General features: G+C 70.1%; 18 protein-coding genes and 1 pseudogene. 14 read left to right on the forward strand and 5 right to left on the reverse strand.

Features of this window, described 5'->3' with window-relative positions:
- Positions 1–155 precede the first annotated feature (155 nt).
- The 3 genes from STRIP9103_RS11540 (at position 156) to STRIP9103_RS46265 (ending at position 3,942) form a co-directional block, all read left to right on the forward strand.
- Positions 156–2,096 (forward strand): acyl-CoA dehydrogenase family protein, encoded by a 1,941-nt coding sequence (locus STRIP9103_RS11540; protein ID WP_009308440.1) that lies wholly within the window; start codon positions 156–158, stop codon positions 2,094–2,096.
- A gap of 96 nt (positions 2,097–2,192) precedes the next feature.
- Positions 2,193–2,963, forward strand: a complete 771-nt coding sequence (locus tag STRIP9103_RS11545; RefSeq protein WP_048820106.1) for an IS5/IS1182 family transposase — start codon at positions 2,193–2,195, stop codon at positions 2,961–2,963.
- A gap of 104 nt (positions 2,964–3,067) precedes the next feature.
- Positions 3,068–3,942, forward strand: a protein-coding gene (locus tag STRIP9103_RS46265; RefSeq protein WP_374005668.1) for an IS5 family transposase whose coding sequence is annotated in 2 segments (ribosomal slippage) — positions 3,068–3,457 and positions 3,460–3,942 — 873 coding nt in all. Because the reading frame shifts where the segments join, the coding sequence is not laid out codon by codon here.
- A gap of 21 nt (positions 3,943–3,963) precedes the next feature.
- Here the strand turns inward: STRIP9103_RS46265 and STRIP9103_RS11560 are convergent.
- Positions 3,964–4,419 carry a lamin tail domain-containing protein gene (locus tag STRIP9103_RS11560; protein ID WP_048820107.1) on the reverse strand — a complete coding sequence of 152 codons (456 nt, stop codon included), beginning with the start codon at positions 4,417–4,419 and terminating at the stop codon, positions 3,964–3,966.
- A 215-nt stretch (positions 4,420–4,634) separates the two neighbouring features.
- Here STRIP9103_RS11560 and dxr point away from each other — a divergent pair, with 215 nt between their 5' ends.
- The 7 genes and pseudogenes from dxr (at position 4,635) to STRIP9103_RS11590 (ending at position 12,086) form a co-directional block, all read left to right on the forward strand.
- The gene (dxr, locus tag STRIP9103_RS11565) at positions 4,635–5,918 is read left to right on the forward strand and encodes a 1-deoxy-D-xylulose-5-phosphate reductoisomerase (protein WP_009308457.1); all 1,284 of its coding nucleotides are present in this window, start codon (positions 4,635–4,637) and stop codon (positions 5,916–5,918) included.
- Positions 5,915–7,219 carry a M50 family metallopeptidase gene (locus tag STRIP9103_RS11570; RefSeq protein WP_009308436.1) on the forward strand — a complete coding sequence of 435 codons (1,305 nt, stop codon included), beginning with the start codon at positions 5,915–5,917 and terminating at the stop codon, positions 7,217–7,219. Before dxr ends, STRIP9103_RS11570 begins: the two co-directional genes overlap by 4 nt.
- Before the next feature lie 194 nt (positions 7,220–7,413).
- Positions 7,414–8,571 carry a flavodoxin-dependent (E)-4-hydroxy-3-methylbut-2-enyl-diphosphate synthase gene (ispG, locus tag STRIP9103_RS11575; RefSeq protein ID WP_009308448.1) on the forward strand — a complete coding sequence of 386 codons (1,158 nt, stop codon included), beginning with the start codon at positions 7,414–7,416 and terminating at the stop codon, positions 8,569–8,571.
- Between the two features lie 376 nt (positions 8,572–8,947).
- A pseudogene (locus STRIP9103_RS51420) lies at positions 8,948–9,201 on the forward strand (DUF4081 domain-containing protein); the annotation flags it as partial.
- An 81-nt stretch (positions 9,202–9,282) separates the two neighbouring features.
- Positions 9,283–9,654 carry a GNAT family N-acetyltransferase gene (locus STRIP9103_RS51425; RefSeq protein WP_234022182.1) on the forward strand — a complete coding sequence of 124 codons (372 nt, stop codon included), beginning with the start codon at positions 9,283–9,285 and terminating at the stop codon, positions 9,652–9,654.
- 51 nt (positions 9,655–9,705) lie between these two features.
- Positions 9,706–10,245, forward strand: a complete 540-nt coding sequence (locus STRIP9103_RS11585; RefSeq protein ID WP_009308452.1) for a GNAT family N-acetyltransferase — start codon at positions 9,706–9,708, stop codon at positions 10,243–10,245.
- A 125-nt stretch (positions 10,246–10,370) separates the two neighbouring features.
- On the forward strand, positions 10,371–12,086 hold the full coding sequence (locus STRIP9103_RS11590) for a proline--tRNA ligase (protein ID WP_009308456.1): 1,716 nt from the start codon (positions 10,371–10,373) through the stop codon (positions 12,084–12,086).
- A gap of 61 nt (positions 12,087–12,147) precedes the next feature.
- Here the strand turns inward: STRIP9103_RS11590 and STRIP9103_RS11595 are convergent, their stop codons facing one another.
- From STRIP9103_RS11595 to STRIP9103_RS11610, 4 genes are all read right to left on the reverse strand, one after another.
- Positions 12,148–13,620: an IS4 family transposase gene (locus STRIP9103_RS11595; RefSeq protein ID WP_009308445.1), complete on the reverse strand. Its 1,473-nt coding sequence runs from the start codon at positions 13,618–13,620 to the stop codon at positions 12,148–12,150.
- Positions 13,621–13,698: 78 nt separating this feature from the next.
- Complete coding sequence (locus tag STRIP9103_RS11600) at positions 13,699–14,637, reverse strand: aminoglycoside phosphotransferase family protein (RefSeq protein ID WP_009308453.1); 939 nt, start codon at positions 14,635–14,637, stop codon at positions 13,699–13,701.
- Positions 14,638–14,664: 27 nt separating this feature from the next.
- Entirely contained in the window at positions 14,665–15,126 is a 462-nt protein-coding gene (locus tag STRIP9103_RS11605; RefSeq protein ID WP_009308437.1) for a ferritin-like domain-containing protein, read from the reverse strand.
- Complete coding sequence (locus STRIP9103_RS11610) at positions 15,123–15,665, reverse strand: hypothetical protein (RefSeq protein WP_234022181.1); 543 nt, start codon at positions 15,663–15,665, stop codon at positions 15,123–15,125. Before STRIP9103_RS11610 ends, STRIP9103_RS11605 begins: the two co-directional genes overlap by 4 nt.
- A 235-nt stretch (positions 15,666–15,900) precedes the next feature.
- On the opposite strand from STRIP9103_RS11610, the gene rimP reads away from it, so the two are divergent.
- From rimP to infB, 4 genes are all read left to right on the forward strand, one after another.
- Complete coding sequence (gene rimP / locus STRIP9103_RS11615; protein ID WP_009308450.1) at positions 15,901–16,413, forward strand: ribosome maturation factor RimP; 513 nt, start codon at positions 15,901–15,903, stop codon at positions 16,411–16,413.
- A gap of 2 nt (positions 16,414–16,415) precedes the next feature.
- Complete coding sequence (gene nusA, locus STRIP9103_RS11620) at positions 16,416–17,402, forward strand: transcription termination factor NusA (protein WP_009308441.1); 987 nt, start codon at positions 16,416–16,418, stop codon at positions 17,400–17,402.
- 149 nt (positions 17,403–17,551) lie between these two features.
- Positions 17,552–17,848 carry a YlxR family protein gene (locus STRIP9103_RS46270; protein WP_086019251.1) on the forward strand — a complete coding sequence of 99 codons (297 nt, stop codon included), beginning with the start codon at positions 17,552–17,554 and terminating at the stop codon, positions 17,846–17,848.
- A 147-nt stretch (positions 17,849–17,995) separates the two neighbouring features.
- Entirely contained in the window at positions 17,996–21,082 is a 3,087-nt protein-coding gene (infB, locus tag STRIP9103_RS46275) for a translation initiation factor IF-2 (protein WP_009308449.1), read from the forward strand.
- Positions 21,083–21,099 lie beyond the last annotated feature (17 nt).

Below are 21,099 nucleotides of genomic sequence, written 5' to 3' on the forward strand. Positions count from 1 at the left end.
CCCGAGGGTGGCCCTCTGTCTTCCGGCTCACTCGCATGGCGAAGTGTGCGAGCGCGAGGGGTGGCGGGGGCATCACGAATCGGGTACCAACGATCGAGTAGCACCCATCGGTAACCGATGGGCCCAAGATCCCGATTCGCGGCGAGGTGAGCCTCATGTCCGCACCACCCCTCAAGAAGCCCGTTGTCACCGAACGTGAGGCCCGCCAGGTGGCGGAGGCCGCCCGGGAGCAGGACTGGCGCAAGCCCAGCTTCGCCAAGGAACTGTTCCTCGGCCGGTTCCGCCTCGACCTCATCCACCCCCACCCGCTCCCCACCGACGAGGCCGTACGGCGCGGCGAGCAGTTCCTGACCAAGCTCCGCGAGTTCTGCGAGACCAAGGTCGACGGCGCCCTGATCGAGCGCGAGGCCCGGATCCCCGACGAGGTGATCAAGGGGCTCAAGGAACTCGGCGCCCTCGGCATGAAGATCGACCCCAAGTACGGCGGTCTCGGCCTCACGCAGGTGTACTACAACAAGGCGCTGGCCCTGGTCGGCTCGGCCAGCCCGGCGATCGGTGTGCTGCTCTCCGCGCATCAGTCGATCGGCGTACCCCAGCCGCTGAAGCTGTTCGGCACCCCCGAGCAGAAGGAGAAGTTCCTGCCGCGCTGTGCCCGCAGCGACATCAGCGCCTTCCTCCTCACCGAGCCCGACGTCGGCTCCGACCCGGCCCGCCTCGCCACGAGCGCGGTGCCCGACGGCGACGACTACGTCCTCGACGGCGTGAAGCTGTGGACCACCAACGGCGTCGTCGCCGACCTCCTCGTCGTCATGGCCCGCGTCCCGAAGAGCGAGGGCCACAAGGGCGGCATCACCGCCTTCGTCGTCGAGACGAACTCGCCCGGCGTCACCGTCGAGAACCGCAACGCCTTCATGGGCCTGCGCGGCATCGAGAACGGCGTCACCCGCTTCCACCAGGTCCGGGTCCCCGCCGCCAACCGCATCGGCCCCGAGGGCGCCGGTCTGAAGATCGCCCTCACCACCCTCAACACCGGCCGCCTCTCGCTGCCCGCGTCCTGTGTGGCCGCCGGCAAGTGGTGTCTGAAGATCGCCCGCGAGTGGTCGACCGCCCGCGAACAGTGGGGCAAACCGATCGCCCACCACGAGGCGGTCGGTGCCAAGATCTCCTTCATCGCGGCCACCACCTTCGCCCTGGAGGCCGTACTGGACCTGTCCTCGCAGATGGCCGACGAGGACCGCAACGACATCCGCATCGAGGGCGCCCTCGCCAAGCTCTTCGCCTCCGAGATGGGCTGGCGCATCGCCGACGAACTCGTCCAGATCCGCGGCGGCCGGGGCTTCGAGACCGCCGACTCGCTACGGGCGCGCGGCGAACGGGCCGTCCCCGCCGAGCAGGTACTGCGCGACCTGCGCATCAACCGCATCTTCGAGGGCTCCACGGAGATCATGCACCTGCTGATCGCCCGTGAGGCCGTGGACGCCCACCTCTCCGTGGCCGGCGATCTCATCGACCCGGAGAAGTCCCTCTCCGACAAGGCCAAGGCGGGCGCGAACGCGGGTGTCTTCTACGCCAAGTGGCTGCCGAAACTCGTCGCGGGCACCGGCCAGCTCCCGCGCGCGTACGGCGACTTCCACCCGGCGGGACACCCGGACCTGTCCGGCCACCTGCGTTACGTCGAACGCTCGGCCCGCAAGCTGGCCCGCTCCACCTTCTACGCCATGTCCCGCTGGCAGGGCCGGATGGAGACCAAGCAGGGCTTCCTGGGCCGCGTCGTCGACATCGGCGCCGAGCTCTTCGCGATGAGCGCGGCCGTCGTACGCGCAGAACTCCTGCGCACCACCACCGATCACGGCCGCGAGGCCTACCAGCTCGCCGACACCTTCTGCCGCCAGTCCCGCCTCCGTGTGGAGGAACTCTTCACCCGCCTGTGGAGCAACACCGACACCATCGACCGCAAGGTGGTCAAGGGCGTGCTGGGCGGCGCCTACGAATGGCTGGAGGAGGGCGTGATCGACCCGTCGGGCGGGGGCCCGTGGATCGCGGACACGACCCCGGGCGAAAGCGAGAAGGAGAACGTCCACCGCCCGATCCGCTGAGCGACACCCGCGCCCCGAAAGGGGCGCGGGGCCTGACTCACCCGCGGAGCACCTAAAGGGTGTTGCAGAAGGCTCGGTTCAGGGCATTTTGCCTGTATGGGTGGGGTGTTGCGGGCTGAGTCGGTGTGGGTGGAGACGTTCACGGGCTTGCGGATGGATCGGTTCGTGAAGCTGGTGAAGGTGGTGCGGGAGCAGGGCGGTGACGGGCCCGGTGGAGGCCGTCCGTGGTGCCTGCCGCTGGCGGACCGGGTCCTGCTGGTGGCCGTCTACTACCGCACCAACCTCACCATGCGGCAGCTCGCCCCGCTCTTCGGCATCTCCCCGGCGACTGTCTGCCGGGTCATCCAGCGCCTGCGACCGCTGCTCGCGCTGGAGCCCGCCCCACGGCCGGTCGCCGAGGCGGACCGGCTGTGGATCGTGGACGGCACCCTGATCCCGGTCCGCGACCGCAGCGTGGGTGCCTCGAGCCGCAACTACCGGTTCTCGGCGAACGTGCAGGTCATCATTGATGCCGACACCCGCCTGGTCATCGCCTCGGCCCGGCCGGCCCCGGGCAACAAGGCCGACGCTCACGTCTGGCGGGAGTCCGACCTGCCGGCCGTGGCGACCGGAACCACGGTGCTCGCGGACGGCGCCTACCTCGGCACCGGCCTCATCGTCCCGCACCGCAGAAGAGCCGGACGCCCCCTGCTGCGCGGGCAGCAGGAGGACAACGCCGAACACCGACGCGTCAGGGCCCGCGTCGAGCACACCTTCGCCCGCATGAAGAACTGGAAGATCCTCCGCGACTGCCGTCAGAAAGGCGACGGCCTTCACCACGCCGTCCAGGCCGTCGCCACCATGCACAACCTCGCCCTCGCCGGGTGAAACACCAGGTCAAGCACCACTTCGACCTGCCCGAGGAGAACCTTCTGCAACACCCTTTAGGGTGCGTTTCATATGTGGATCTTGATGTGTCAAGATCCCACTTCGTGGGGCGGCATGATCTGACGAATACACAGTGGGCGAAGCTGGAGCCCCTGCTCCCGGTCGGCAAGAAGCCTGGACGGCCACCGGTGCACACCAAGCGGCAACTGATAGACGGCATACGGTGGCGCACCCGCGCCGGTGCTCCCTGGCGGGACGTGCCCGAGCGCTATGGCCCGTGGGAGACGGTCTACGGCCTGTTCCGCCGCTGGCAGCGGGACGGCACCTGGCACCGCATCTTCGAACAGCTGCAGGCCCAGGCCGACGCCGAGGGACTGATCACCTGGGACGTCTCGGTGGACTCGACCATCGCCCGCGCCCACCAGCATGCGGCCGGCGCCCGCAAAAAGGGGATCTGCAGATCGAGCCGCCAGGCGGTGTGTTCATCGAGCCCGACGACCACGGGCTCGGACGCTCCCGGGGCGGGCTGACAACCAAGCTCCACCTGGCGGTCGAGCAGGCCCAGAAACCGATGTCGCTGGTCATCACGGCAGGACAGCGCGGTGATTCCCCGCAGTTCCAGGTGGTCTTGGGCCGCATCCGGGTGCCCCGGCTCGGGTCGGGCCGCCCGCGCACCCGGCCGGACAAGGTGCGTGCCGACAAGGCGTACGGCTCCCGCGCGAACCGTGCCTACCTGCGCAAGCGCGGTATCCGCTGCACGATCCCGGAGAAGCGCGACCAGATCGCCAACCGCAAGAACCGCGGCTCCCACGGCGGCCGGCCACCTAAGTTCGACAAGGCCGACTACAAGGAGCGCCACGCGGTCGAGTGCGGAATCAATCGCCTCAAGCGGCACCGCGCTGTCGCCACGAGATACGACAAGTTGGCAGTTCGCTACGAGGCGACCGTGCTGGTCGCAGCCATCAACGAGTGGCTGTGACCAGCACTTTCAAAACGCACCCTAGCAGTACTTGTCGCTGCCGTCCCGCGTCGTCCACGAGCACGAGTCGGCCTTGGACCCGTTCGCCTTCAGCAGCGTCGCCGTGTCGCTGGTGTTGTTCCACACGTACGCCTTGCGGTTCTGGTACTTCGTCGCGGTCGTGTCCTTGCCCGACCCGGTGCGGACCTTGACGGTCTGCTTTGCCGCGATCTTCACGTTCAGGAACGTGTACTTGTGGTTCTCGGGGTCCTTCAGCACCCACCCCTTCAGCGAGACCGCCTTGGAGCCCGTGTTCTTGAGCTGCACCCACTCACCGTTGAGGCTCGCGTTCGTCCTCGTGTCCTTGCCGGGGCTGTCGAAGTACACGCGGTAGATGATCACGCCGCCGGCGGCCTCGGCGGGAGAGCTGAGCAGGGTGCCGGTCAGGGCCACGGCTCCGGCGAGCGCGGGCAGGGCGGCGCGTATGCGCTGGTGCATGGAGATCCCCCCAGGGTCCTCGTTCACGATCGCCGTCGATCAGTGGCGATCGGTTGATCCGATCATCGGATCTTCAGGGGAGAAGTCATACCACCTCACCCTTCACTCGTGCTTCACAAACGGAGAAATGCCCTCGTCGACCACACACGGCACGAAGCGGGTCAACGGGGGGACGCGCGGTCCTGCCGGACACCGGATGCGGCAACAATGGGGGGATGAGCGACAGTCCAGCCCCTCTCGCCGATCCGCATCTCGTCTTCGACCCCGTCGACGGGATACGGGACGTGGTGATCCTCGGATCGACCGGCTCGATCGGCACCCAGGCCATCGATCTCGTCCTGCGCAACCCGGACCGCTTCCGCGTCACCGGGCTCTCCGCCGCCGGAGGGAGGGTGGAGCTGCTGGCCGAGCAGGCGCACCGCCTGCGGGTGCGGACCGTCGCCGTCGCCCGGGAGGACGTCGTACCGGCGCTGCGGGAGGCCCTGACCACCGCGTACGGTGCAGGGGAGCCGCTTCCCGAGATCCTCGCGGGGCCCGACGCGGCCACCGAGCTGGCGGCGGCCGATTCCTCGGAGTGTCACACCGTTCTGAACGGCATCACCGGCTCCATCGGCCTCGCCCCCACCCTCGCCGCCCTGGAGGCGGGCCGCACCCTCGCGCTCGCCAACAAGGAGTCGCTCATCGTCGGCGGCCTGCTGGTGAAGGCGGTGGCCAAGCCGGGCCAGATCATCCCGGTCGACTCCGAGCACGCCGCCCTCTTCCAGGCCCTCGCCTCCGGTACCCGCGCCGATGTGCGCAAACTGGTCGTGACCGCCTCCGGGGGTCCGTTCCGGGGCCGTACGAAGGCGCAGCTGGCGGACGTCACACCGGCCGACGCGCTCGCGCACCCCACCTGGGCCATGGGGCCGGTGATCACGATCAACTCCGCGACCCTCGTCAACAAGGGCCTGGAAGTCATCGAGGCGCACCTCCTCTACGACATTCCCTTCGACCGCATTGAGGTGGTCGTGCACCCGCAGTCGTATGTCCACTCGATGGTTGAGTTCACGGACGGATCGACACTGGCGCAGGCGACGCCCCCGGACATGCGCGGGCCCATCGCCATCGGCCTCGGCTGGCCGCAGCGCGTCCCCGACGCGGCACCCGCCTTCGACTGGACCAAGGCGTCCACCTGGGAGTTCTTCCCCCTCGACAACGAGGCGTTCCCGTCGGTCGGACTCGCCCGGCATGTGGGACAACTCGGCGGCACCGCCCCGGCGGTGTTCAACGCGGCCAACGAGGAGTGCGTGGACGCCTTCCTGCACGGCGGCCTCCGGTTCGACGCGATCACGGAGACCGTGACGCGGGTCGTCGAGGAGCACGGCACACCCGGAACGGGAACTTCCCTCACCGTGGCGGACGTCCTCGAAGCGGAGACCTGGGCGCGCGCCCGAGCCCGTGAGCTGACCACCTCATCAGGCAAACCCACCGAGCGGACGACCGCGGAGGCCCGTGCATGACGACCCTGATGTTCATCCTCGGCATAGTGGTCTTCGTGATCGGCCTGGCGTTCTCGATCGCATGGCACGAACTGGGCCATCTGTCGACCGCCAAGCTCTTCGGCATCCGCGTGCCCCAGTACATGGTCGGCTTCGGCCCGACGCTCTGGTCGCGGAAGAAGGGCGAGACCGAGTACGGCGTCAAGGCGATCCCGCTCGGCGGCTTCATCCGCATGATCGGCATGATCCCGCCCGGCCCGGACGGCCGTATCGAAGCCCGCTCCACCTCCCCGTTCCGCGGGATGATAGAAGACGCCCGCGCCGCCTCCTTCGAGGAGCACCAGCCGGGCGACGAGACCCGCCTCTTCTACACGCGCAAGCCCTGGAAGCGCGTCATCGTGATGTTCGCGGGCCCCTTCATGAACCTGGTCCTCGCCGTCGCGATCTTCCTCGGCGTGATGATGACCTTCGGCGCCCAGACGCAGACCACCACGGTCAGCAAGGTCTCGGACTGCGTCATCGAGGCCAGCGAGAACCGCTCCAAGTGCGAGGCCGGCGACAAGACCGCCCCCGCCAAGGCCGCGGGTCTGAAGCCCGGCGACAAGATCGTCGCGTTCAACGGCACCCCCGTCGACGACTGGTCCTCCCTCCAGTCCGACATCCGCGCCAACCCCGGCAAGGAAGTCACCGTCACCGTCGAACGCGGGGACGAGAAGCTCGACCTCACCGCCACCCTCGTCAGGAACCAGGTCAGCAGGACCGACGGCGAGGGCGGCTACGTCGAGGGCAAGTACGACTACGCCGGCTGGTTCGGCTTCACCCCCGCCGGCGCCGTCGTCCCGCTCTCCTTCGGCGAGTCCGTGGACCGCATGGGCGACATGATGGAGAACGGCGTCGAGTCCCTGCTCTCCCTGCCCGGCAAGATCCCCGCCCTGTGGGACGCCACCTTCGGCGACGGCGAACGCGAGGCGGACTCACCCATGGGCGTGGTCGGCGCGGCCCGCGTCGGCGGCGAGATCTTCACCATGGACATCCCCGCCACCCAGCAGCTGGTCAACTTCCTCATCCTGCTCGCCGGCTTCAACCTCTCCCTGTTCCTGTTCAACATGCTCCCGCTCCTCCCGCTCGACGGCGGACACATCGCGGGCGCCCTGTGGGAGTCGCTGCGCCGCAACACGGCCAAGGTGCTGCGCCGTCCCGACCCCGGCCCGTTCGACGTGGCGAAGCTGATGCCCATCGCGTACGTGGTGGCCGGGATCTTCGTCTGCTTCACACTCCTGGTGCTGATCGCGGACCTCGTGAACCCGGTGCGCATCTCGTAGTCATACGGCGTTCATGACGGCCGGGCACCCTGAGGTGCCCGGCCGCTTCCTTGTCCGGAGGGACCGCTTCCCTTACGGGTGGGTTTACGGCCGGTGATGTGCTGGGGCGTACGACCGTGCCGTAATCTCGGAGCCTGGAGCCCGCCTGTTTTCCGGGACCCGATCCTGATCCACGACTTGGGGTTGCACAGCAGATGACTGCGATTTCTCTCGGCATGCCGTCCGTTCCGACCAAGCTCGCCGAGCGCCGGAAGAGCCGGCAGATCCAGGTCGGGTCCGTGGCGGTCGGTGGGGACGCACCGGTCTCGGTCCAGTCCATGACGACCACGCGTACATCGGACATCGGCGCCACGCTCCAGCAGATCGCCGAGCTGACCGCCTCCGGCTGCCAGATCGTCCGCGTCGCCTGCCCCACCCAGGACGACGCCGACGCCCTCGCCATCATCGCCAAGAAGTCGCAGATCCCGGTCATCGCCGACATCCACTTCCAGCCGAAGTACGTCTTCGCCGCCATCGAGGCGGGCTGCGCGGCCGTCCGCGTCAACCCCGGCAACATCAAGCAGTTCGACGACAAGGTCAAGGAGATCGCGCGGGCCGCGAAGGACCACGGGACCCCGATCCGGATCGGCGTCAACGCCGGCTCGCTCGACAGGCGGCTGCTGCGGAAGTACGGCAAGGCCACCCCCGAGGCCCTGGTCGAGTCCGCCCTCTGGGAGGCGTCCCTCTTCGAGGAGCACGGCTTCCGGGACATCAAGATCTCGGTCAAGCACAACGACCCCGTGGTGATGGTCAACGCCTACCGCCAGCTCGCCGCCCAGTGCGACTACCCCCTCCACCTCGGCGTCACCGAGGCGGGCCCGGCGTTCCAGGGCACGATCAAGTCGGCGGTGGCTTTCGGCGCGCTCCTCTCCGAGGGCATCGGCGACACGATCCGCGTCTCGCTGAGCGCGCCCCCTGTCGAAGAGGTCAAGGTGGGCACCCAGATCCTGGAGTCCCTCAACCTCCGCCAGCGCGGCCTCGAAATCGTCTCCTGCCCCTCCTGCGGCCGGGCCCAGGTCGACGTCTACAAGCTCGCCGAGGAAGTCACCGCCGGCCTCACCGGCATGGAGGTCCCCCTCCGGGTCGCCGTCATGGGCTGCGTCGTCAACGGCCCCGGCGAGGCCCGCGAGGCCGACCTCGGCGTGGCCTCCGGCAACGGCAAGGGCCAGATCTTCGTCAAGGGCGAGGTCATCAAGACCGTCCCCGAATCCAAGATCGTCGAGACCCTGATCGAGGAGGCGATGAAGATCGCCGCCGAGATGGAGGAGGCCGGCGTCACGTCGGGCGAACCGACGGTGGCGGTAGCGGGCTGAGGGGCGCGGGGAACTGCGCGACCAGCCCCCACCCACCCGCACCCGCAACACATCCTCACCTCCCGAGCCGGTGGGCGGGGGTCGAAGGGGCGCAGTCCCTGGCGGGGGAGGGACGGGTAGGGGGCGGCGAGGGCGAAAAACCCAGCCCCGCACGACGCCCTCGGCATCCCACACAATCGCCAGGTACAGTGCGGGAACCAGCGCATACCCCAGGGTGAGGCCCCCGCACGTGTTGACCCAGACGACCACCAGGGTCCTCGAACCGAGTGACCTGGACGCCGCACTCGCCGTCCTGGACCGCGAGCCCGTCGCGAACGCCTTCGTGACGTCCCGCGTCCAGGTCGCCGGTCTGGACCCCTGGCGACTCGGCGGCGAAATGTGGGGCTGGTACGAAGGCGGCGCCCTCACCTCCCTCTGCTACGCCGGCGCCAACCTTGTCCCCATCTGCGCCACCCCGCGAGCCGTCCGCGCTTCGCCGACCGCGCCCGCCGAGCCGGCCGCCGCTGCTCCTCGCTCGTCGGCCCCGCCGAATCCACCGCCCAGCTCTGGCGCCTCCTCGAACCCAGCTGGGGCCCGGCCCGCGAGGTCCGCCCGCACCAGCCGCTGATGGTCACCGACCGGCTGCCCGACCCCGCCGAGGTCACCCCGGATCCGTACGTCCGACGCATCCGCAAGGACGAGATGGAAACGATCATGCCGGCGTGCGTGGCGATGTTCACGGAGGAGGTGGGCGTCTCCCCGCTGGCCGGCGACGGCGGCCTCCTCTACCAGGCCCGAGTGGCCGAACTGGTCGGCTCCGGCCGCTCCTTCGCCCGCCTCGACGACCGCGGCCGAGTCGTCTTCAAGGCCGAGATCGGCGCGGCAACGCCCCATGCCTGCCAGATCCAGGGCGTCTGGGTGGCCCCCGAGTACCGAGGCCAGGGCCTCGCGGCCCCCGGCATGGCGGCGGTGCTCCGCTACGCCCTGGCCGATGTGGCCCCGGTGGCGAGCCTGTACGTGAACGACTTCAACACGGCGGCGAGGCGCACGTACAGAAGGGTGGGCTTCCAGGAGATAGGCGCGTTCATGAGCGTCCTCTTCTGACGTACAACCCGCGCCCGACACCACACAGCGACCCCCCTGTACGCTCCCGGCATGGACCTCGCCATCGGCCCCCTGGATCTCTCCGCCCACGTGGACGAGGCCCTGGCCGTCCAAGCCGTCGCCTTCGGTCTGGGCCCCGACGAGGTGGCCGTACGCCGACAGATCGTCCTCCGCCACATGACCCAGCGGGGCGCCCGCGCACTCGGCGCCACGGCCGGAGGCCGCCTCGTCGGGTTCGTCTACGGCATGCCCAACGACCGCGCCCACTGGTGGTCCACGGTGGTCGAACCCTATCTCCGCGCCCAGGGCCACGAGGGCTGGCTGGACGACTCGTTCGTCATCACCGAACTCCACGTCCACCCGGCCCACCAGAACCGAGGCGTCGGCCGCTCACTGATCACCACGATCACCGACAGCGCGACCGAACCCCGCTCGATCCTCTCGGCGATCGACATCGAGAGCCCGGCCCGCGCCCTCTACCGTTCCCTCGGCTACCAGGACCTGGCCCGCCAGGTGCTGTTCCCCAGCGCCCCCAAGCCGTACGCGGTCATGGGCGCCCACCTGCCGCTGCGCCGCAAGCGGCGGCCGTAACCGCGCACCCGCCCCCCGACGGATTTCCACGCTCCCGCACCGCCCGGCTAACCTCCTGCCATCACCCTCCCCCACTCTCGGCATCGCTGAGCGGGGGGACCCCCATCAGCAGGAGTACGAGAACCATGGCCAACGCACCGGTCCAGCGCATGTCCCAGTTGATGGCGAAGACGCTGCGCGACGACCCGGCGGACGCCGAGGTCCTCAGCCACAAGCTGCTCGTCCGCGCCGGTTACGTCCGCCGCACCGCGGCCGGAGTATGGACGTGGCTGCCGCTCGGCAAGAAGGTCCTCGCCAACGTGGAGCGGATCGTCCGCGAGGAGATGGACGCGATCGGCGCCCAGGAGGTGCTGCTCCCCGCCCTGCTGCCGAAGGAGCCGTACGAGGCGACCGGCCGCTGGGACGAGTACGGCCCGGAGCTGTTCCGGCTGAAGGACCGCAAGGGCGGCGACTACCTCCTCGGCCCGACCCACGAGGAGATCTTCACGCTGATCGTGAAGGACCAGGCGTCCTCGTACAAGGATCTGCCGGTCATCCTCTACCAGATCCAGACGAAGTTCCGTGACGAGGCCCGCCCCCGCGCCGGCATCCTGCGCGGCCGTGAGTTCCTGATGAAGGACTCGTACTCCTTCGACCTGGAGGACGAGGGCCTCGCCCAGTCGTACGCCCTGCACCGTCAGGCGTACCAGAAGGTGTTCGCGCGCCTGGGCCTCGACTACCGCATCTGCGCCGCCACCGCGGGCGCCATGGGCGGCTCGAAGTCGGAGGAGTTCCTGGCCCCGGCCGGCGCCGGCGAGGACACCTTCGCCGACTGCCCCACTTGCGACTTCGCAGCCAACACCGAGGCGATCACGTACGAGTTGAAGCCGGTGGACGCCGACGGCGTGCCCGCGCTCGAAGAGATCCCGACCCCCGACACCCCCACCATCGAGACCCTCGCCGCCCATCTCGGCGTCCCGGCCTCCGCCACCCTGAAGAACCTCCTCGTGAAGGTCGACGGCGAGATCGTCGCCGTCGGTGTCCCCGGTGACCGCGAGGTCGACATGGGCAAGGTCGAGGCGCACTTCTCCCCGGCGGTCGTCGAGATGGTCACCGAGGACGACTTCGCGGCCCGTCCCGAGCTGGTCCGCGGTTACGTCGGCCCGCAGGGCCTGGGGGAGAAGATCAAGTACATCGCCGACCCGCGCGTGGCCCCCGGCACCGCGTGGATCACCGGCGCCAACAAGGACGGCATGCACGCGAAGAACGTCGTCGCGGGCCGTGACTTCGAGGTCGGCGAGTACGTCGACGCCGTGGTCGTCCAGGAAGGCGACCCGTGCCCGAACTGCGGCACCGGCCTCAAGCTGGACCGCGCCATCGAGATCGGCCACATCTTCCAGCTCGGCCGCAAGTACGCCGACGCCCTCAAGCTCGACGTCCTCGGCCAGAACGGCAAGCCGGTCCGCGTCACCATGGGCTCGTACGGCATCGGCGTCTCCCGCGCGGTCGCGGCCCTCGCCGAGCAGACCGCCGACGACAAGGGCCTGTGCTGGCCCGAGGAGGTCGCCCCGGCCGACGTCCACGTCGTCGCCGCCGGCAAGGCCCTCCAGATCGAACTGGCCCTCGACGTCTCCGAGAAGCTGCGCGAGGCGGGCCTGCGCGTCCTGGTCGACGACCGGGCCGGGGTCTCCCCGGGCGTGAAGTTCACCGACTCCGAGCTGATCGGCGTCCCCAAGATCCTGGTGGCGGGCCGCCGTTCCGCCGAGGGCGTCCTGGAACTGAAGGACCGTCGGACGGGCGAGCGCGAGGAGCTGACGGTCGACGAGGCGATCGCGCGCCTGACGGCCGCCCGAGCCGTCTGAGTGTTCTGAGTCGTCTGAGCCGTTCGAGTCGTCCAGTCGTCTAAAGGGCAAGACCGGGAAGTTAAGGCGGTTCGGTCGTGGTCGGGTGGCTGGTCAGGGTGATGGTGGTGATCACGGGTGTCTTGTGCCCGACGCTGTCTTTGATCTTGTTGTAGGCGTAGGGCGACAGGGTGCGCTTGACGCGGCGCGGGCTGGTGCGGGAACGACGTCTGGCGGGTGCGAGGTTGCGGGTGTGGACCAGAGCTGCGACGAGGTTGGCCGGATCCGATGTTCTGGCGTTGATCACGGTGAGCCGGATCGTGTGCAGGGCGATCGTCAGGGACAGCCGATCGGGGTCGAGGTGAGCGCTGGTGGCAGCTTCGGAGATGGCCCGGCGGCTGGCCTGGTAGAGCGCTAACAGCGCAAAGAGTTCCTGCTCGACCCCGGCCGGGGTGCGTGAGCGCAGGACGCGGTCTGCTCCGCGCAGGGTGACTTTCAGCCCGTAGAAGGCGGTCTCGATCTCCCAGCGCTGGTGGTAGAGGGCGGCCAGTTCCGCGGCCGGATACCGCTTGGGGTCCAGGAGCGTGGTGACCAGTCGCACGGTGCCGGCGCAGGATGTGCCGTCCGGGCGCGTCACGGTGATCTGGTAGCTGATCACGCGCAGGGTGAGAGCCGTCAGCGCGGGCATCGCGGTGCGGCGGCCGCGCTGCTGCCACTTGGCCAGCCGGTCAGCGGAGCGGCGGTCGGTGACCAGGGTGAGATGGGTGCCATCGGGCAGTGGGCGGATCACCGGCAGCAGACGTCCGGACTGCACCCTCCACAACAGGTCGGCTCCTGTAGCGGCAGCGTCCCGCAAGGCCTCGAAGCCGTCATAGCCCCGGTCGGCCAGCAGCAGCATCCCAGGCCTGAGCGACGCCAGCAGGCACCGGGCCTGCGGCAACTCGGTGTACTGCTGGGATCCGAAGACCGCATCGATCAGCGCGCGGGTGCCGCACTCGACCAGCGCGGTCAGCCGCAGCTGGGGATAGCCGGCCGGACGGCTGGTGCGGGCCGCATGCCGCCGGAAGCACGCCACATTCTGCGGGCTGTCGGCCACCTCCAGGCAGGTGCCGTCCCAGGCCACCAACCGCAGCCCCCGCCAGAACACCCCCGGCGTCGCGGCCGTGCCGACCGGCCCGCGCAGCCGGTCGAACAGCATCATCAGCGGCTTCACCCCCAACCGCTGACGAGCCTGCCGCAGAGCCGCCGCCGACGGATCAGCCACCATCCCGCGCGGCCACCCGGCCGTCATCGCTGACCACACCCGGCGATACCCGCACTCCCCGAACAGGCCCAGGACCAGCACGAAATACACCACCACCCGGGCCGGCAGCAGCCGCACCCGACGCTCCACACAGCCCGCCGCCTGGACCACCTCGTCCACCAACGACGGCGGAACCCACCGCGTCAACGCCCCTAAATGACCCGGCAACCACACCCACGACCGGCCTCCAACCGCCCCAGCGGTGGCACACTGAACAGACAACGGAGCCCCCACGAACCGTGACCTTGACACTCACAGTCCGCGCCGGGCTCCGTTCTCATGTCAACCCACCCGACCAGCCACAACACCCCTTAACTTCCCGGTCTTGAGCTAAAGCCACCCCGCAAACTCCAACAACAACTCCGCATCCCTCGGCCGCCCAACCCGCCGCGCCCGCACCCCCGACTCCACAGCCCGGAACAACGTCCACCCCCGCAACCGCTCCGGATCCACGTCCAACGACTCGGCAAGCCTCTTCACCCGCCGCCGAGTAACCGCGGCCCCGGACGGCGAGGCAATCAGATCCTCCACCCGGTCCCGGACCAGCCGAGCCAGATCGAACGCACACTCCCCGACCACCGGATCAGGCCCCACGGCCAACCACGGCAGCCGCTCGCCCGCCAGCACCTTGCTCTGCCGAAACGTCCCATGCAGCAACCGCTCCTCGGACGCGGCCCCCAGCAACTCCTCACGGGCGCCGAGCGCCGCGTCGACCAGGGCCCGAACCTCGGCATGATTCTCGGCGCCGACCCGCATGGCCTCCGCCTGCCGTCCCGTCCGCTCGGCCACGGTCTCGAAGACATGTGCCTCGGGCGGCTCGACCCACAGCCGCCGCAAGGTCGCGGTCGCCTCCAACAGGGCCTTCGCCTCCGGCAACGACCGCACGGACAGATCGGGATGCAGCCGCTCCAGCAGCAGTACGCCATGACTGTCACCGGGGTTCAGCAACTGCACCGCACCCCGCCCGTCCCAGTGCGCCAGCGCCGCCCGCTCGCTCTCCGGCCGCGCCCGCTCGGGCGCCAGTTTCAGTACGGCGGGGGTGCCGTCGATCTGCCGTACAAGGAGCACCAGACTGCTGCGACCGCCGGGTGCCTGCACCCGCTCGACGGTCAACTCGCGTAGAGCAACGGCCTGTTGGACCAGGTCGGGCAGCTGCTCCAGCCACTCGTCGACCCCGTCGCCCCCGACCAGCCGGGCCTCGGCGAGCGCGCGTACCAGTCGCTGCGGGGGTTCGAACGCCTCGGACGCCTCGAAAGCCTTGCGAGTCATGCGCGAGTCGTTCCTTCCAGGCCGTGATCAGGTGTGCGGTGCCGCCGAAGGGGTGGCACCGGCCGCCGCCGCCCGCTCGGCGAGACCAGGGAAGGCTACGCTTCCTCCCCGCCAGCGCACCGCCCGCACCGCCGCTTCCCGCAGCGCCTCGGCCGCCGCACCGCGCCGCTCACCCTTGGCTGCCCTTACGAGGTCGGAGTACACCCCGGCCACCCGTTCCTCCAACTCGACGGCGAGCCGTACGGCGGAGTCGGTGTCCGCCACCGGGAACGGCAGCGCGTAGCCGGCAGCCGCCGCCGCGGGCTCGCCGCCCAGGTCCCGTACGGTCCGGGCGAGCGCGTCCCGGCGGGCCCGGTGCGCGTCGTACGCCTCCCGCGCCTCGCTCCGCCGGGCCGCACCGATCTTCCCGCCGACGACGCCGTACCCGTACACGGCTGCGTGCTCGGCCCCGAGCGCCGCCTGTACCGCCTTCAGTTCCGCGCTGCTCACTTCGCACCCTCCGTCAACAAGTACGCGTGCCCGGCCCCCGCAGCCGCCACCGACGCCAGCAGCCGCGCCAGCTCACCCGGCACCTCCAGCAGCGCCTTCACCCGCTTGTCGGCGAGCCCGCGCTCGGCGGCGGCCAACTCGGTGAGAGCGGCCTTCGGGTCCGCCGGCACGACGGCGGGGGAGGCCGAGGCGGAAGGGGATGCCGAGGCGGAGGGGGACCCGGACGGCGAAGCGGTCGCCGTGCCCGTCCCGCTCCCGAACGCCTCGGCATGCCGTACGACCTCGGCCCGCAACGGACCGAGCAGCGCGGCCAGATCCGGATGGGCGTCGATCACGGCGTCGTACCGCTCCCTGAGCACGGCGCTGTCCCGAGCCGCCCGGTCCCGCGCCCGCTCCTCGGCCGAAGCACCGCCCTCGGCGGCGTCCGACCCCTCACCCCCGGCCGAACACCCCACGACCAGGCCCACACCCGCGGCCCCGACAAACAGACTCCTCCTGCGCAACCCGGACGGGGTACGCGACGGCACGGTGAACGACAAGGCAGACGTCCTAAGGGGGTTCGTACGAACAAAAGAGCGGCGTGATCACGGTACCTGTGAACGTGCCTCAGCCCCGATAGGGGCGCGGGGCCGTAGCGATGTGCGGCTCCGCCGCGTGGGCCGTGTCCCCACCGACCGGAGCCGACATGGACGGCAACACCCCCGTGGAGCGGATACCCTTTGACCTGACACACGCCCTACCCACAACAGCACACGCGGCCGAGGAGTCACCCGGATGAGCACCACCCAGAGCGAGAGGCTGCGAGAACTGCTGGAACCGCTCGTACGCTCCCAGGGCCTGGACCTCGAAGAGATCGCGGTGGACGCGGTCGGACGCAAGCGAGTGCTGCGCGTGGTCGTCGACTCCGACGAGGGCGCGGACCTGGACACGGTCGCCGATGTCAGCCGCGCGCTCTCCGCCAAGCTGGACGAGACGGACGCGATGGGCCAGGCGGAGTACACCCTGGAAGTCGGCACCCCGGGCGCCGAGCGCGCCCTCACCGAGCACCGTCACTACCGCAGAGCCGTGGACCGGCTGGTGAAGTTCCAACTGCGCGACGGCGGAGGTGAGTTGGTGGCCCGCATTCTGACCGTGGACGACGACGGCGTCGACGTCGAGGTGCCCGGGGTGAAGGGCCGCAAGGCCACCACCCGCAGGCTCGCCTTCGACGAGATCGACAAGGCGCGCGTCCAGGTCGAGTTCAGCCGCAAGGACAAGAAGGACATGAAGGAAGAGGAGGAGGCGTAGCCGTGGACATCGACATGAGTGCCCTGCGGGGCTTGGTACGGGAGAAGGAGATCTCCTTCGACCTGCTCGTCGAGGCGATCGAGGCGGCCCTCCTCATCGCCTACCACCGCACCGAGGGAAGCCGCCGCCACGCGCGCGTGGAGCTCAACCGGGAGACCGGCCATGTGACCGTGTGGGCGAAGGAGGACCCCGAGGACCTGGAGGAGGGGCAGGAGCCGCGCGAGTTCGACGACACCCCGTCCGGCTTCGGCCGTATCGCCGCCACTACCGCCAAGCAGGTGATCCTGCAGCGGCTGCGCGACGCGGAGGACGACGCCACGCTCGGCGAGTACGCCGGCCGCGAGGGCGACATCGTCACCGGTGTGGTCCAGCAGGGCCGCGACCCGAAGAACGTGCTCGTCGACATCGGCAAGCTGGAGGCCATCCTGCCCGTGCAGGAGCAGGTCCCCGGCGAGACGTACCCGCACGGCCTGCGGCTGCGGTCGTACGTCGTGCGAGTGGCGAAGGGCGTACGTGGTCCGTCCGTCACCCTGTCGCGCACGCATCCGAATCTGGTCAAGAAGCTCTTCGCCCTCGAGGTGCCGGAGATCGCCGACGGCTCCGTCGAGATCGCCGCCATCGCGCGTGAGGCGGGCCACCGTACGAAGATCGCCGTCCGGTCCACCCGTTCGGGTCTGAACGCCAAGGGCGCCTGCATCGGCCCCATGGGCGGTCGTGTGCGCAATGTCATGGGCGAGCTGAACGGCGAGAAAATCGACATCGTCGACTGGTCGGACGACCCGGCGGAGATGGTGGCGAACGCGCTGTCCCCGGCCAGGGTCTCCAAGGTCGAGGTGGTGGACCTCGCGGCCCGCTCCGCGCGCGTGACGGTGCCCGACTACCAACTGTCGCTGGCGATCGGCAAGGAGGGCCAGAACGCCCGCCTCGCCGCCCGCCTCACCGGCTGGCGGATCGACATCCGCCCGGACACCGAGCAGCCGTCGGCGTAACCACTCGACCAGACGTCCGAACAGGGTCGTCCGGGTATTTCTCGGCGGCCGGGGAATAGATCCAAGCCGCAGGTCGCTTAGATCACGACAACAACCGTTCGATTCTTGCCCCAAAGGGGTGAGGTCGGTGCGGGGAGGTAGACTTAGCAGTGTCTGGCCGGACGCGTGCCCGCGCATGCCCTGAGCGCACCTGTGTGGGGTGCAGGCAGCGAACGGCCAAGACCGAGCTGCTGCGCGTCGTGGCGATCGAGGACGAATGTGTCCCCGATCATCGCGGTACGCTGCCCGGCCGGGGTGCGTACATACACCCCGCCCTGGTCTGTCTCGATCTGGCGGTTCGCCGTCGGGCTCTCCCGCGGGCGCTGCGTGCCCCGGGTCCGCTCGACACAAAGGCGTTGCGCCATTACGTGGAGCAGACAACAGTTGCTGAGCAGGCAACACCGTAAGACGCGTCGCACGGACCCTCCGTGCGGCCCTGGTACCCCGCGAGTTGGAAGTAGGTCGAGATTGCGATGAGCACTCGATGAGCACGCGATGAGTACGCCCATGAAGTAGCAACGGTCCGGAGGCAACCCGGACCTCAAAGGAGCGAAGTGGCTAAGGTCCGGGTATACGAACTCGCCAAGGAGTTCGGGGTTGAGAGCAAGGTCGTCATGGCCAAGCTCCAAGAGCTCGGTGAATTCGTCCGTTCGGCGTCCTCGACGATCGAGGCGCCCGTTGTACGCAAACTGACTGACGCCCTCCAGCAGGGCAGCGGAGGCGGCAAGCCCGCCGCCCCCCGTAAGGCCGCCCCGGCACGTCCGGCGGCCCCCTCCCCCGCGCAGGTCGCGCGTCCGGCCGCCCCGCGTCCGGGTCCGGCCGCGCCGAAGCCGCCCGCCGCGCCCGCAGCGGAGAGGCCCGCGGCCCCGGCCCCGGGTCCGCGTCCCACGCCCGGCCCCAAGCCGCCGACGCCGAAGCCCGCTCCGGTGTCCCCGGCCCCGAGCGTCCCCGAGTTCCAGGCACCCCCGTCGGCTCCGGCCGCTCCGTCCCCGCGTCCGGGCGCACGTCCCGGCCAGGGTGCGCCGCGTCCCGGTGGCCGTCCCTCCGGCCCCGGCCAGGGGCAGGGTCAGGCCCCGCGTCCGGGCGCACGTCCCGGTGGCGGTGCCGGTGCGCCCAAGCCCGGCGGTGCCCGTCCCTCGGGTCCGGGTCCGGGTAACAACCCCTTCACCTCCGGTGGCTCCACCGGCATGGGCCGCCCGCAGGCGCCCCGTCCGGGCGGCGCGCCCCGACCCGGCGGCCACGGTGGCCCCGGTGCCCCGGGTCCGCGTCCGCAGGCTCCCGGTCAGGCGCCCCATCCGCAGGGTGCGGCCGGTGGCGGTCCGCGTCCGCAGGCTCCGGGCGGCGCCCGTCCGACCCCGGGCGGCATGCCCCGTCCGCAGGGCGGCGGTCCCCGTCCCGGCGGCGGCCCCGGTGGCCCCCGTCCGAACCCCGGCATGATGCCGCAGCGTCCCGCTGCCGGCCCCCGTCCCGGCGGTGGTGGCCCCGGTGGCCGCGGCCCCGGTGGCGGCGGTCGTCCCGGTGGCGGCGGCGGTCGTCCGGGTGGCGGCGGCTTCGCCGGTCGTCCGGGTGGCGGCGGCGGCTTCGCCGGTCGTCCCGGTGGTCCCGGTGGCGGTGGCGGCGGTTTCGCCGGTCGTCCCGGCGGTCCCGCGGGAGCGGGCGGCGGTGGCCGTCCCGGCTTCGGTGGCCGTCCCGGTGGTCCCGGTGCCCGTGGTGGCACGCAGGGCGCCTTCGGTCGTCCCGGTGGTCCCGCGCGTCGTGGCCGCAAGTCGAAGCGGCAGAGGCGCCAGGAGTACGAGGCCATGCAGGCCCCGTCGGTCGGCGGCGTGATGCTGCCTCGCGGCAACGGCGAGTCCATTCGCCTGTCGCGCGGTGCTTCGCTCACCGACTTCGCGGAGAAGATCAACGCCAACCCGGCGTCGCTCGTCGCGGTCATGATGAACCTCGGCGAGATGGTCACCGCGACCCAGTCCGTCTCCGACGAGACGCTCCAGCTCCTCGCCGACGAGATGAACTACACGGTTCAGATCGTCAGCCCGGAGGAGGAGGACCGCGAGCTGCTCGAGTCCTTCGACCTGGAGTTCGGCGAGGACGAGGGCGACGAGGACGACCTGGTCGTCCGCCCGCCGGTCGTCACCGTCATGGGTCACGTCGACCACGGTAAGACCCGCCTCCTCGACGCCATCCGCAAGACGAACGTCATCGCGGGCGAGGCCGGCGGCATCACCCAGCACATCGGTGCCTACCAGGTCACGACCGAGGTCAACGAAGAGGATCGCGCGATCACCTTCATCGACACCCCGGGTCACGAGGCGTTCACCGCCATGCGTGCCCGTGGTGCCAAGTCGACCGACATCGCGATCCTGGTCGTCGCGGCCAACGACGGCGTCATGCCGCAGACGGTCGAGGCGCTCAACCACGCCAAGGCGGCCGACGTCCCGATCGTCGTCGCGGTCAACAAGATCGACGTCGAGGGCGCGGACCCGACCAAGGTGCGCGGTCAGCTGACCGAGTACGGCCTGGTGGCCGAGGAGTACGGCGGCGACACGATGTTCGTCGACATCTCCGCCAAGCAGGGTCTGCACATCGACTCGCTGCTGGAAGCGGTCATCCTGACCGCCGACGCCTCGCTCGACCTGCGGGCCAACCCGAAGCAGGACGCGCAGGGCATCTCGATCGAGTCCCGCCTCGACCGCGGCCGTGGTGCCGTGGCGACGGTCCTCGTCCAGCGAGGCACGCTGCGGGTCGGCGACACGATGGTGGTCGGCGACGCGTACGGCCGAGTCCGGGCGATGCTCGACGACAACGGCAACAACGTGGCCGAGGCCGGCCCGTCGACGCCGGTGCAGGTCCTGGGTCTCACCAACGTCCCGGGTGCGGGCGACAACTTCATCGTCGTCGACGAGGACCGTACGGCCCGTCAGATCGCCGAGAAGCGCGCCGCCCGTGAGCGCAACGCCGCGTTCGCCAAGCGCACGCGCCGCGTCTCGCTGGAGGACCTGGACAAGGTGCTCAAGGCCGGCGAGGTCCAGCAGCTGAACCTGATCATCAAGGGCGACGCTTCTGGTTCCGTCGAGGCCCTGGAGTCCTCCCTGCTCCAGCTGGACGTCGGCGAAGAGGTCGACATCCGCGTCCTGCACCGCGGCGTCGGTGCGGTCACGGAGTCCGACATCGACCTCGCGATGGGCTCCGACGCCATCGTCATCGGCTTCAACGTCCGGGCAGCCGGCCGTGCGCAGCAGATGGCGGAGCGCGAGGGCGTGGACGTCCGCTACTACTCGGTCATCTACCAGGCGATCGAGGAGATCGAGGCGGCCCTCAAGGGCATGCTCAAGCCGGAGTACGAAGAGGTCGAGCTCGGTACGGCGGAGATCCGCGAGGTCTTCAAGTCGTCCAAGCTGGGCAACATCGCGGGTGTCCTCATCCGGTCCGGCGAGGTCAAGCGCAACACCAAGGCCCGTCTCATCCGCGACGGCAAGGTCGTCGCGGAGAACCTCACCATCGAGGGCCTGCGTCGCTTCAAGGACGACGTCACCGAGATCCGCGAAGGCTTCGAGGGCGGTATCAACCTCGGAAACTTCAACGACATCAAGGTGGACGACGTCATCGCGACGTACGAGATGCGGGAGAAGCCGCGGGCGTAAGCCGGTGGTTCACGCCG

This window comes from Streptomyces ipomoeae 91-03 (genome assembly GCF_000317595.1).
Lineage (GTDB): Bacteria > Actinomycetota > Actinomycetes > Streptomycetales > Streptomycetaceae > Streptomyces > Streptomyces ipomoeae.